Below are 12731 nucleotides of genomic sequence, written 5' to 3'. Positions count from 1 at the left end.
CAATGTACCAACACGTTATATGTTAATACGGTGAACTTTCTATAGCGAAATAATCATCACAGTTTCCTTCTCGCCAAATATCCGTCGTGGCACAATGCAAACCACCACCAAAAGGATACGCATTGCGGAAAGGCACAGGGATGACTTCAAATCCTAACTTATCCAATTGTTCTATTTGATAAATTTCACTTTCTTCTACACATACTGTTTTCTCATCAAGTGACAATATATTCATTGACAGCCATGTACTTGAATAACATAACGGGGGAGAGTGATGATGTGCAGGAGGAGCTGCTTCGATAATCTGCCAGTCATTACGAATAAATAATTCTCTGGATTCAGGCAGTAACGGCCTGTCAGGATTATTTAAAACTAAGCCGGGACGCAAAGGTAGCAGAGTACAATCTATATGGCTTGGGAAAGGATCACCGGGAAAATTGACAGTATGAATACGATAATTAGGAAAATGACGCCGTAACCAATCAATGCCTTTCATGTTTGTAGTAAAGCCATGCTGTACGAAAAGATCTTTCCCACATCGGAAAATATCCGCAGCTTCAAAAATGGGTTCTTCTTCTGTCGTGACGAATTCTTTTTTCATTACCCACTCTTTTCGGATTTCCATGCTGATCTCTTCAGATAAATAACCATTCCGGTAACTCCTATCCGAAAGCCGAGGACGAGGGGCTGATTCATGCCGCATAGTTGTATCTTCTTGCATATAAGCAGCAATCAAAGGGCGATAACATAAATACTCAAAGAAACGGGATCTGAAACTCATTGTTGCTTCAAGAATTTCCCTGCCAATAGTGATGAGGACGTCTCTCGGTGGCTGGCAACCGAACATGGTGCCTTGGATAAAATCCGGGGTTTGTACAGGAGAGTTAAAATCTAATGGGGTTGGCCGATCAACACGAATGCCACGTGAAATCAGTATCGAAGATAAACCATCCAATTGTTCATTGGCAGCATCAACGGATTCTTGGCTTCTTGGGCCATAACGACCTCGCATATCTGAATTTTCTGGGATGCGGGCCATAAATGCAGGTTCTGGTGGAGGAATACAAGCATTATCTGCACGACCGACAATGACATGCCGTAATTTTCCCCATTCTGTATGACATTCAACATGAATAGGAAAATTGTCTGATTTTGAGCTATTATTGGCGTTAACAGAATTAGTCACAATATTTTCCTTTCTCGCATTCATATAATGAAGAGTAACATTGTCATGAATTAAATAAAGAATTAAAATTTACTTTCCAATAAGATAATTACTTCGTAAAATTAAATGTTATTGTTATTTAAATTGATGCTTATTGAGCCTAAAGTCAATTCAAAAAAATTATTTCTTGTTAATTAAAAGTTAACGATGAGTTTTAAGAACTATGTAGAGGTGTTATTTCCTAAAATTGAATCATTAACTACTCATTGAGTTCTTGATTTTATTATTGAGTTATTAAAAATTAAATTACTTGTTCTTTATTTTTAATTTGCCGATATTTAATAATTAAACTTTATTTATATATAGTATAATAATCCACTTCAAACGATAAAAATAGTTAATTAAACTAAAAAACCAATTTATAATATAATTTTAAACCAAAAGGTAATCTTGACATTCCAATATAATCAATATAGCCTCAAGATTGTTAATTTTATGTTGTCACATATAAATGGAGTTGTTATGATTTTATCAAAAAAAATAAATCATTTTTTTAGTGTTGTAGAATGTGGATCTTTCAAAAATGCCTCTAAAAGAATTCATATAAGCCCCCCAGCGCTTTGCAAAAGTATTTCTGACATAGAAGAAATATTGGAGGTTAAACTATTCAATCGTTCTAATAAAGGAGCAACTTTAACGGCACAAGGAGAAAACTTATACAAATATTTATTACCTATACGTGATAATGTAGAGAGCATAAGATCACGTTTTTTACAAAGTAAAAAAAAAAGAACTTAAAGTAGGAACAGATGGTTACAATAAATTATTTGAAAGATTGATGAACCAAATAATTGAGAACGGAAAAATTGATTTTATAAGTGAAAGATATCAATTTGGGGAACATTGTAGTAAACTCCTTTCAGGAGAATTAGATGTTTTTGTCTCAACTCATCCACCAATAGAAGATGGACTAGAGAGAATTTCTTTTAAAAAGTATGACCATGAAACTAATTTTTTTATTTCTTCAAAGAAAATTTTCGATAAAAATAACTCATTGAGTAATATAATTCGTAACGAAAAGATGATTATCCATTCTGAATCAAAAAACATTCCATTATTTTTCGACTTATTGGAATATAGGAAAAAACATAAGATCAACACTCAAATATTAATTATTCCAGAAATTAACAACATTATAGATTTCATTTGCTCTGATGTTGGATATTCTATAATAAATAGTTCAAAATTGAACTTTAGATGTCTAAAAAATACTGATGTAAAACTTATCCCTAATAATATTTTCCAGTCTAAATCATCTAGCTATCTTTATTATTTAAAGAGAAGAGAGTTAGAGTTTTGTAATTTAATGATCTAATTTATTGAGTATATACCAATCTAACTTCAAGATGCGTGTGATTTCTCCGCGCGAAGCGGGGAGAAATCAGATTTCATATCGTGTTATAAATTGCAACCTGAAGTTTAATGCGTATATACCATAATGGGATATATAAATAAGGAACAATCATGAATAAATTAACAGCGGCACTCACCTCAATTATACTCATTTTGGGTTTCAATGATGTATTGCAAGCAAAAGTCTTTACTCTTGATCAAGTTGAATCTGGAGTAAATTCAACTGATTTGCCCCTATGCCATACTGTACATTGGGTTTCAGTTAGGCAAATAGAAAAAAGCCTGGAAGGAAAACCCCCAATAGCTGTTGGATTTGATATTGATGATACGGTAATATTTTCTAGCCCAGGTTTTTATCGAGGAAAGATAGAGTATTCACCCAATGATGAAAGTTATCTAAAAAATCAACAGTTTTGGGAAAAAATGAACAATGAATGGAATAAATTCAGTATGCCTAAAAAAATAGGCATTGAACTAATTAAGATGCATAAAAAACGAGGTGATGATATTTATTTCATCACTGGTCGTACAGAAACGAAAATAGAATCCATTACTAAACAGATACAAAAGATGATGCATATTTCTGATAGTAAAATGCATTCCGTCATTTTTGCAGGTGATGATAAAAATAAGAATGACAAAGCAAGTTGGATAAAAAAATACAAATTGGAAATATATTATGGAGATGCTGATGAAGATATTATAGCAGCTCATGAATCAAATATTCGCGGCATTCGTATCTTGAGGGCATCAAATTCATCTTATCAACCCTTGCCCAAAGCTGGAAAATTTGGAGAAGAGGTAATTATTAAATCTGATTATTAACTTGATGGCATTTTATATTCGACATCGCCGCGAACATTCTTTACAAATTCACACGGAACCAATTCTGTAACTGGTATCTAAATAGGTTTTCATAATACTGAGAGTATCAGATGTTGGCGTTCCTTACCCCGCGCGGAGCGCGGGGTAAGGAATACTCCTATCATTTTGAAACGCTATTTAGAGATGACAATACAGAACTGGCTCGTCTGGATAAAGAGATCAGCAGCATTGAAGGCAAACTGGCTAACGAAGGTTTTGTCAGCCGTGCACCAGAAGCCGTTGTTGCGAAAGAGCGTGAACGTCTGGCGACTAACAATGCCGCAAAAGAAAAGTTACTGGCGCAGAAAGTGACTATCGCTGCACTGTAATTTTTCTTAGTTGAAATTTATTCATGTAAAGCCACTGTAATTTAATTTGCAGTGGTTTTTTTTCGTAATCTTTTTAATTTTTCTTCAAAATCACCTTGTCTTACGTGTTTGCTCCAGACTTTCTTTCAAATTTGTAAAGGTTTTTTTTAGGTTATATATGAAAGGTTTGATTAGAAAGATGCACCAAGCCATCCTTCTCTTTTGTATTGCAGGGCTTCGTCACGATAGATTAAATTTTCATTCTTTTCTGTACTCATCAGAAACAAAAACCTTCTTATTCTTAAAATCTATAATTATTTTTCGGTTTTTAAGGAAGCTGTTTCCTATAATGCCGTCAATTTTTCCCATATGTTGAAAATGTCCCTCAACAATGACTGCGCTAAACTGCTCCGGTTTTCCAGTTGTCGATTTCATTGTGAGCATTGTAGCTTCACATCCTTTGTTATCCATTTGCGGATTAACCGAGAGACAGTTTATAGGTGTGTAGGCTTTAAGTCTCTCACGCCATATTATAGATACCGTCGCACCCGTATCCAGAATCACGCGGTATTTATGACCAGATTGCTCGACATAAAATGTCATTCCTTCATAGGATATTTGGAAAGGAAATTCTGTAAAACCTTTTGGAGCCTTCTTCTTTTTACCTGTAAGACTATCCGCTATAGTTAATGTATTAGATATATAATCCAGTGTTATCTGTTTATCTTTAAAAGCGCCGAGACCGACAACAGGTGTATTTGGTAACTTTCCTTTGTTATAAACCAACAGCCCCCATTGCTTAAATGGAGTTACGATCACATCTTTAAAGATCATATTATTTACGTCCAGATAGCGTGCCAGATACTTTATATTTTTCTGAACTTTTCCAGTTAAATCTATACTGTGATAAGCACTTTCTTTTTTAAGTTCTTTTATTTTATTTATCTGAGATTTATAAAGGTGAAAGCCCATAGAAGAGCCTGTATCAACCATTGCATAGACTGGCTGACCATCAATTACAAATGTTGTATAAGGAACAGAATATTCATCAAAATTCAGTTTTAGTGTTACGGATCTTTTTATATTAGCAAGGGAACTTTCTGAAAATGTGGCAAAAACAAAAAATGAAAGCATTGCTAACCAATAATTAAATTTTACCATTGTCGCAGCTCACTTTTTTATTTTCGGATAAGCAGACTATCGACAAGTTCTTTGCGCTGTGCTTTATTCTTATCTGAATTAGTTACTTGGGTTTTGTTTTCTACTATTTCACGTTGGGTCGTGACATCAATTTATTGAATCATGTATAGTATGCCTATTTGGAGAACATTCAGATGGCAAAGATTGATGTGACCTGTCCCTCTTGTTGTGCAGTTAAAGGGATCCACCGTAATGGGCGCTCACGTTCTGGTCAGCAACGTTATCTTTGCCAATCCTGCCGTCACTCCTGGCAACTCGAATTCACTTATGCCGCTTGTCGTCCCGGTACACATAAACAAATCGTCGATATGGCCATGAATGGCATGGGATGTCGGGCGACAGCACGAGTGATGGGAATTGGCCTGAATACCGTTCTTCGCCATTTAAAAAGCTCAAACCCAAATCGGTAACCGAAACCATTGCTCCTGGCACTGAAGTGATTGTCTGCTGTGAAATGGATGAGCAGTGGTCGTACGTGAAGTCAAAGAATCAGCCCCGCTGGCTCTTTTATGCCTACGACAGGATAAGACGAAAAGTGATCGCCCATGTTTTTGGCCCGAGAACAAAGAGGACCTTGGGGCGTCTGATGGCTTTGCTGGCGCCTTTTAACATAGTGGTCTATATGACAGATGGTTGGAGAAGTTATGAAAAAATACTGGCCGGTAAACTGCATGTGGTCAGCAAGCGTTATACACAACGCATAGAGAGGCATAACCTGAATCTTCGTCAGCATTTGGCAAGACTGACTCGCAAGACCTTATCTTTTTCAAAATCCATAGAAATGCATGACAGAGTCATTGGGTATTATTTGAACATTCGTCACTATCAATAAATTGGAATCATGACCTATTGGTCTAGAAAAAATATTGAGGGATAATACCCAGTATCACTTTGTTCTCACATTATCAGAAGCTCAAAGCATTATTGAGGATATCAGTCCCCGCCGTCCACAAAGTCCAAATCATGGAGAAGCATTTGCAAGAGGTATGGACGCAGGAAATATCTATGATTCACGTGGATTCCATGATGTTGTTCGAGAATTTAAGAGCTTTTTTAATGAATTAGGAAGGTTTAGGTGAATAGTAAATACTTCAAAGCATTAGGTGTGATAATATTATTATTGTTAGTAATATTTACGGTTATTTTCGTTATTGGCGATGCTGTTTCATTAATATTAATGAAAGATGAAATAACATTTTCTGCCACTGTTGTTATTGGTATCATGACTTCACCTCTATTATTTTACGCGTTATTATGCTCTATTTTTTTCTTTATTTTTAATAGGCAACCTAAATTTAATAAAGTGATTGTGAACTTTATGGTTTGGTTGGCAATTTTATCATTCATCATCAGCTTACCTGTCTCTTTTTATGTTAGCTATAAGTTAAAAAATGATGGTTATCTGACATGTGATAAAATATCGTGGATGTCACCAACTACCTATGTAAAAGATTTATCACTGTGTAAATGAAAAAGTTTGTAAATATTCTGTCCTCATGTTTTCGCAAGTTTAGCCTCTGAATGTCAGGGGCTTTTTTATTGTTTTTCATAATGCTAAATAGTGTTTATACCCATGCAACTTCAAGTTGTAATTTGCAACACAATATGAAACCTGATATCTCCCCGCTTCGCGGGGAGATATCACACGCATCTTGAAGTTAGATTGGTATAAAGCATATAAAAACCAGGTCATGCTCCCAATAGTTAGATTTATTACCTGAGATAGAATTCACGCTCAATAAACGTTCCTATCACTTTATCGTGCATCTCTTCGGATTTGGAGTTTTATTTAAGAAGAGAGGTTAATTACAATTTTTCTGGTGATCTTTTATTCATGCTGGAATAGATAAGGCTTACTGTTATATCCTGTTTAATTGATGCTATATGGAAATCGTGACACAAATCACTTGATTGTTACATGTCTTAATAGTAATTAATGAAATTATTCATGACGAATATTATGGAGAATTGAGGAATGATACATAAGAAATATAATCCCACTTGGGATGGCTATATGGGGGATGTTTTAAGGGGGAATGTGGGAATTAATCAGCTAAAGCCTCAACATGAATTTTTTGATGCTATTGGTCTAGAAAAAGTATTGAGGGATAATACCCAGTATCACTTTGTTCTCACATTATCAGAAGCTCAAAGCATTATTGAGGATATCAGTCCCCGCCGTCCACAAAGTCCAAATCATGGAGAAGCATTTGCAAGAGGTATGGACGCAGGAAATATCTATGATTCACGTGGATTCCATGATGTTGTTAGAGAATTTAAGAGCTTTTTTAATGAATTAGGAAGGTTTAGGTGAATAGTAAATACCTTAAAGCATTAGGTGTGCTGATATTATTATTGTTAATGACATTTATAGTTGCTTTCATTATTGACGATGCTATTTCATTAATATTAATGAAAGATGAAATAAGATTTTCTGCCACTGTTGTCATGGTTGTTATGTCTTCACCTCTATTATTATATTCGTTATCAGGCTCTGTTTTTTTCTTTATCTTTGATAGACTACCTAAATTTAACAAGATAGTTGTTAAATATCTTAGTAGGTTGATGATTGCATCATTTATAATTGGTTTTCCTATCTCTTTTTATGTTGATTATAAGTTAAAAAGTGATGGTTATCTGACATGCGATAAATTATCGTGGATGTCACCAACCACCTATGTAAAAGATTTATCACTGTGTAAATGAAAAAGTTTGTAAATATTCTGTCCTCGTGTTTTCGCAAGTTTAGCCTCTGAATGTCAGGGGCTTTTTTATTGTTTTTCATAATGCTAAATAGTGTTTATACCCATGCAACTTCAAGTTGTAATTTGCAACACAATATGAAACCTGATATCTCCCCGCTTCGCGGGGAGATATCACACGCATCTTGAAGTTAGATTGGTATAAAGCATATAAAAACCAGGTCATGCTCCCAATAGTTAGATTTATTACCTGAGATAGAATTCACGCTCAATAAACGTTCCTATCACTTTATCGTGCATCTCTTCGGATTACCACAACATCTAATCATTGGGAGCATGACCCTTAACCGAGTTTGTAGTCTCTACCAAGGTTCATAAGAAGTGCCACGACAGTCACTTGCGGTTTAGTGGTGGGAGCACGTCACTTGCCTGTGTTATTATCTGCGATTATTTGTCTTAAGCCATTCAAGTCATATAATTTACTCGCATAAGATCATTCATTCACACAACATTATTTTTAGTGGGGAACGATGAGTACTAGCTATCTGGCATTTCCTAATATTGACCCAGTCATATTTTCAATCGGGCCGTTATCCCTCCACTGGTACGGTTTTATGTATCTGGTTGGTTTTGTTTTTGCCATGTGGCTGGCAAATCGTCGAGCGGCAAAACCAAACAGTGGCTGGAACAAAACCGAAGTTGAGAACTTGCTGTATGCAGGGTTTGTCGGGGTTTTCGTCGGTGGACGCCTCGGTTATGTTTTGTTCTATAATCTCCCAATGTTCCTTGATAATCCTCTTTATCTGTTTAAAGTTTGGGATGGAGGAATGTCTTTCCACGGCGGGCTGGTAGGGGTTATCTGCGCCATGTGGTGGTTTTCGCGCCGTACTAAGCGTCACTTCTTACAGGTCGCGGATTTCGTAGCGCCATTAGTTCCCTTTGGTTTGGGAATGGGGCGTATCGGTAACTTTATTAATGGAGAATTGTGGGGGCGTGTTACGCTTGATACGCCGTGGGCAATGTTATTCCCGGGTTCCCGCAGTGAAGATATTGCACTGGCCACAACCCATTCTTCGTTATGGCCTATTCTGGAAAAATATGGTGTCCTGCCCCGCCATCCATCACAGTTATATGAGATGGTGCTTGAAGGTATCGTATTATTTATCATCCTCAATTTATTTATCCGTAAACCGCGTCCGATGGGGAGCGTTTCAGGTTTATTCCTGATTGGTTACGGCGCATTCCGCATAATAGTCGAATTTTTCCGCCAGCCTGACGCGCAGCTCGGGTTGTTTGACGGGATAAGTATGGGGCAAATCCTTTCTGTCCCAATGATTTTATTGGGAATAATCATGATGATATGGGCATATAAATGCTCTGGTAACAAAACTCGCAATAACAAAGTACAAGAGGCAAAATGAAACAGTATCTGGATTTAATGAAAAAAGTGCTGGAAGAGGGCACAGCAAAAGATGACCGTACGGGAACGGGAACACGTTCTATCTTTGGTCATCAGATGCGTTTCAATTTGCAAAAAGGTTTCCCACTGGTAACAACCAAGCGTTGTCATATTCGTTCCATTATCCATGAATTGCTTTGGTTCTTGAATGGCGACACCAATATCAAATACTTGCACGACAATGGCGTATCTATCTGGGATGAATGGGCTGACGAAAATGGCGATTTGGGGCCTGTTTATGGTAAACAATGGCGTGCCTGGGGTACTGCGGATGGTCGTCAAATCGATCAATTAACTCAAGTTATTGGGCAATTGAAAAGTGATCCTGATTCACGTCGGATCATTGTTTCTGCATGGAACGTAGGGGAGTTGGATAAAATGGCCTTGGCGCCGTGCCATGCTTTTTTCCAGTTCTACGTGGCCGACGGTAAACTTTCCTGCCAGCTTTACCAGCGTTCTTGTGATGTGTTTTTAGGGTTGCCATTCAACATCGCCAGCTATGCTTTATTGGTGCATATGATGGCTCAACAATGTGATCTTGAAGTGGGTGATTTTGTCTGGACTGGCGGCGATACTCACCTTTACAGCAACCATTTGGAACAGACCAAACTGCAATTAAGTCGTGAGCCGCGTGCGTTACCTAAGTTAGTGATTAAGCGTAAGCCCGACTCATTGTTTGATTATCGATTCGAAGACTTTGAAATTGTGGATTACGATCCGCATCCCGGTATTAAAGCACCTGTTGCCATTTAATGCTCTTTTTCCATCCTCAAATCTGGGGATGGAAAGCTTATTTGCCTGAATTAATTATTCCTTTAACACACTTTGCTAGATCATTACATCCTACACATTCTTACCTTTTTTTTTATTTATTCTTTTTTTTTATGGGGGGCTAATTTTGGTCGGAACTAATATCCATGCAATCCTCCAAAATTATTGATGGATCGTTCTTACTAATAATAGTTACCTCTTTTCCACCCAAAAAACTATAGTCGGCCCAAAAAAAAAGTTTTTTTGTTTTCCTCCCCTTAAAAACCTCTATATTATATATTATCACTTCTTAGGCGGTCCTCCTCGTAGAAAAATTTATTTTTAACCATATAAACCCCACAAAATATAAATAGAAGAAAAACCTTTTTCCCCACCATTTTTTAAGGTCCTTAAATGGCTTGGATTTTTATTTTTTGGTTGGTAAAAAAGTTAAATTGTCCGTTATTATTGAAGCCAACCATAAAATGGGTGCACCAAATAGTATGTCTCACTTTATGTCTTTGCTTTTAAAAAGGGGGCTAATAAAAAATCCGCCTTCTATGAAGGCGGATTTTTACTTGTGTGGTGAAAGTATTGATTAATTTTGTGAACTATCACGCAGTTAAAATGTAAAAAAAATAAAATAGCGACTTAATTTTCAAAACTCTTCGCATAATTAAATAGTGGTACTGTTCATTGAATTTCTAATAGTAGATATTCCCTTTGACAAAATTGAGCAGGATATCGAAGCCAGAAAACAATGAAATATAGATACATTAACAATAATGATGGGTTTAGCTTATTAGAATTAATGATAGCGATGCTTATCATTTCGATTAGCTTGTCCTGGGGATTGTATCATTGGGAGAAATATCAAAGCCGCCTGCGTTTGCAATCAGCGGTACATAATGTGTTGTCTTTTATGGAAAGACAGCAGGCTTTAGCAAATTATTTAAATCAGGATCGTACCTTATGGTTAGTGACAGGACAGCCCTGGTGTTTAATATCGTCTGTCACCAAAATTGTTGCTTGTGATGAAGGTGATGGAGAACGCGTTGATTCTCCTCATGAAGATGTATTTTTGTCATTTTCTACGACTGATCGCATTGATTTTTACGGGATCAGAAATACGGCAATGCCAGCCAGTTTTATGCTGGCAAACTCGGCAGGTGAAATGAGTATCATCGTTTCTGGACGTGGGCGAATCAGGACATGCAGTAATACAATTAACTCGTTTCCTAATTGTGAGGGAATAAAAACCCCATGATTCTGACTAACTTTTATTTTAAACAAAAACAGGCAGGATTCTCATTGCTGGAAATAATGGTAGCTCTGCTAATCAGTAGCGTGATTTTTGTTGCTATGACAAAAACGTATCCGGTTTTATCAGTCCAAATTCTCGATCTCTATCGTAAATATAGATTGCATTATTTGGTGAACAGAACGGCTTATTTGATAGAGAAAGATATTCGGCGGGCAGGTTATTGTCGGGATAGAGAACAGTGCAAGGGTGATCCATTGGTAATTAACAATAAAAATACAGAAATGGCCAACTCCTGTTTTATTGTTGCTTTTGATCTTAATTTAAATAATCAATGGGAAAAACCGGGACACATTGAATCTGAGTTTTTTGGTTATCGTTTAAATAACCGAGCACTTGAGTGGGGAAGAGGGGCAGGCGATTGTCAGGAAAGTGGTTGGGAAAGGCTATTTGATCCAAAAGAGATTGTCATTGATACCTTTCATCTTGAGAAATCACAAGCAAAAGATGGGGTGATTTTTGTCACTTTGTCCATTGATGCCCATTGGTTGAAATCCCCATCAATTGTGTACCGCCATCAAGCTACAATTCGGCTGCGTAATATCAGGGGATAAATATATCAAGGAAAGAAAAATAGATGGCAGATAAACAACAGGGGAATATTCTGCTGATATCGATAATGATGCTATTGGCGCTGAGTTTGATGATGTTGAAAGCGCTCCATTACCAACAGGAAAGTGCGATGCTTATGATGATGGATGAACAAAATTATTTGCAGGCTTTTTGGCGGGCTGAATCATCATTGATATGGGGCAAGGCGCAGTCGTGGCAGATCAATCAGCAAGAAATAGGGGCTTGGATTTGCCTGCAACATACTGAATTTAATTTGAAAAGTTGCCTAAAGCACTATTCAGACAATCTTTTTTTATTAAAAGGTATTGCTCAATTTGCATCAGGGGAAAAGCTTGAACTTTATCAATGGATGAAACAGATGAAACCTTTAAATCAAGATACACTTATTCCTATTGAACTGATTCCTATTGAAAGCGGTTGGCTGGATTTTTGCCCGGTTGCTCAGGCTGAATTTTGTTTATGAAAACCAGAAGACAAGAGGGGATGAGTTTACCTGAGGTCATGATTGCGTCTGCCGTATTTGCGATCTCTTTATTGGGTTTAATGCGTTACCACCAAGCACTGTCAGCTAATTTTCAACAATATTGGGGGCAGCTTAAGGCAGTACGATATGTCCATAATCAGTTGGAACAGTATGAACGTTTGGCAGGCCAGATTGATTTGCAGAAAGAGAGAAGAGACAGCTATACAGCGGGGATGGAAAATGGAAATTCAGCGAGAATTTCGTTCTTGGGGGTGCTATCAGGTAACGATTAAGCTGACAGTACATTACAATAAGCCAAGTAAATTAGAACGCTGGTTTTGTGCAAGTGGGAGACATAAAACCGACGTCTAATATAGTCTACTAAAGGATATTAATTAAATAAAAATACTTAAAGGTGAACAGTTTTATTCCTAATTCTTTAATAGAAGGGTAATCAAAAAGGTTTTTTCTGGCAGGTGTTTTTTAGCTTTCCGATTGATCGGGTTAATGTAT

The 12731-nt window shown here is 36.7% G+C and carries 17 protein-coding genes and 1 pseudogene; 15 read left to right on the top strand and 3 right to left on the bottom strand.

The features are described 5' to 3' along the window. Nucleotides 1-22: 22 nt before the first annotated feature. Nucleotides 23-1186 (bottom strand): serine/threonine protein kinase, encoded by a 1164-nt coding sequence (locus ACSJJG_RS17440; RefSeq protein WP_223281708.1) that lies wholly within the window; start codon nt 1184-1186, stop codon nt 23-25. Nucleotides 1187-1687: 501 nt separating this feature from the next. Here ACSJJG_RS17440 and ACSJJG_RS17435 point away from each other — a divergent pair. From ACSJJG_RS17435 to ACSJJG_RS17420, 4 genes and pseudogenes are all read left to right on the top strand, one after another. Then, on the top strand, nt 1688-1963 hold the full coding sequence (locus tag ACSJJG_RS17435) for a LysR family transcriptional regulator (RefSeq protein WP_282885577.1): 276 nt from the start codon (nt 1688-1690) through the stop codon (nt 1961-1963). Nucleotides 1964-2003: 40 nt separating this feature from the next. Continuing rightward, nucleotides 2004-2540, top strand: a complete 537-nt coding sequence (locus ACSJJG_RS17430) for a type 2 periplasmic-binding domain-containing protein (protein WP_189759759.1) — start codon at nt 2004-2006, stop codon at nt 2538-2540. 149 nt (nt 2541-2689) lie between these two features. After that, nucleotides 2690-3403 (top strand): acid phosphatase AphA, encoded by a 714-nt coding sequence (gene aphA / locus ACSJJG_RS17425; RefSeq protein ID WP_189759758.1) that lies wholly within the window; start codon nt 2690-2692, stop codon nt 3401-3403. Between the two features lie 194 nt (nt 3404-3597). Then, nucleotides 3598-3771 (top strand): annotated as a pseudogene (locus ACSJJG_RS17420) (hypothetical protein); the annotation flags it as partial. A 237-nt stretch (nt 3772-4008) separates the two neighbouring features. On the opposite strand, the gene ACSJJG_RS17415 reads toward ACSJJG_RS17420, so the two are convergent. Both ACSJJG_RS17415 and ACSJJG_RS17410 read right to left on the bottom strand, forming a co-directional pair. After that, entirely contained in the window at nt 4009-4911 is a 903-nt protein-coding gene (locus tag ACSJJG_RS17415; RefSeq protein WP_481090042.1) for a hypothetical protein, read from the bottom strand. Between the two features lie 17 nt (nt 4912-4928). After that, entirely contained in the window at nt 4929-5018 is a 90-nt protein-coding gene (locus ACSJJG_RS17410; RefSeq protein ID WP_399478120.1) for a hypothetical protein, read from the bottom strand. 66 nt (nt 5019-5084) lie between these two features. Between ACSJJG_RS17410 and ACSJJG_RS17405 the strand changes: the two genes are divergently transcribed. The 11 genes from ACSJJG_RS17405 to ACSJJG_RS17355 all read left to right on the top strand — a co-directional run bounded on the left by ACSJJG_RS17405 (nt 5085) and on the right by ACSJJG_RS17355 (nt 12590). Beyond that, nucleotides 5085-5782 (top strand): IS1 family transposase gene (locus ACSJJG_RS17405; RefSeq protein ID WP_223281913.1). Its coding sequence is split into 2 segments (ribosomal slippage): nt 5085-5334 and nt 5334-5782, totalling 699 coding nucleotides; the frame shifts between segments, so codons are not numbered across the junction. 243 nt (nt 5783-6025) lie between these two features. After that, nucleotides 6026-6421, top strand: a complete 396-nt coding sequence (locus ACSJJG_RS17400) for a DUF1240 domain-containing protein (RefSeq protein ID WP_189761455.1) — start codon at nt 6026-6028, stop codon at nt 6419-6421. 504 nt (nt 6422-6925) lie between these two features. After that, entirely contained in the window at nt 6926-7264 is a 339-nt protein-coding gene (locus ACSJJG_RS17395) for a hypothetical protein (RefSeq protein WP_282885578.1), read from the top strand. Next, nucleotides 7261-7656 carry a DUF1240 domain-containing protein gene (locus ACSJJG_RS17390; RefSeq protein WP_282885579.1) on the top strand — a complete coding sequence of 132 codons (396 nt, stop codon included), beginning with the start codon at nt 7261-7263 and terminating at the stop codon, nt 7654-7656. The genes ACSJJG_RS17395 and ACSJJG_RS17390 overlap by 4 nt, the downstream gene beginning before the upstream one ends. A gap of 526 nt (nt 7657-8182) precedes the next feature. Beyond that, nucleotides 8183-9073 (top strand): prolipoprotein diacylglyceryl transferase, encoded by an 891-nt coding sequence (lgt, locus tag ACSJJG_RS17385; RefSeq protein ID WP_481090041.1) that lies wholly within the window; start codon nt 8183-8185, stop codon nt 9071-9073. Beyond that, nucleotides 9070-9864 (top strand): thymidylate synthase, encoded by a 795-nt coding sequence (gene thyA, locus ACSJJG_RS17380; protein ID WP_481090040.1) that lies wholly within the window; start codon nt 9070-9072, stop codon nt 9862-9864. Before lgt ends, thyA begins: the two co-directional genes overlap by 4 nt. Nucleotides 9865-10621: 757 nt before the next feature. Next, nucleotides 10622-11128 carry a prepilin peptidase-dependent protein gene (locus tag ACSJJG_RS17375; protein ID WP_481090039.1) on the top strand — a complete coding sequence of 169 codons (507 nt, stop codon included), beginning with the start codon at nt 10622-10624 and terminating at the stop codon, nt 11126-11128. Then, nucleotides 11125-11736, top strand: a complete 612-nt coding sequence (locus tag ACSJJG_RS17370; protein WP_481090038.1) for a prepilin peptidase-dependent protein — start codon at nt 11125-11127, stop codon at nt 11734-11736. Before ACSJJG_RS17375 ends, ACSJJG_RS17370 begins: the two co-directional genes overlap by 4 nt. Nucleotides 11737-11759: 23 nt before the next feature. After that, nucleotides 11760-12218, top strand: a complete 459-nt coding sequence (locus tag ACSJJG_RS17365) for a YgdB family protein (RefSeq protein ID WP_481090037.1) — start codon at nt 11760-11762, stop codon at nt 12216-12218. Nucleotides 12219-12238: 20 nt separating this feature from the next. Further along, on the top strand, nt 12239-12511 hold the full coding sequence (locus tag ACSJJG_RS17360; protein ID WP_481090470.1) for a type IV pilus modification PilV family protein: 273 nt from the start codon (nt 12239-12241) through the stop codon (nt 12509-12511). After that, nucleotides 12459-12590 (top strand): prepilin-type N-terminal cleavage/methylation domain-containing protein, encoded by a 132-nt coding sequence (locus ACSJJG_RS17355; protein ID WP_481090036.1) that lies wholly within the window; start codon nt 12459-12461, stop codon nt 12588-12590. Before ACSJJG_RS17360 ends, ACSJJG_RS17355 begins: the two co-directional genes overlap by 53 nt. The last annotated feature ends 141 nt before the right edge of the window (nt 12591-12731 follow it).

Source organism: Xenorhabdus sp. SGI 60, from assembly GCF_056632175.1.
Note: the sequence above shows the minus strand (reverse complement) of the source record. Positions and strands in the feature narration are given on the sequence as shown.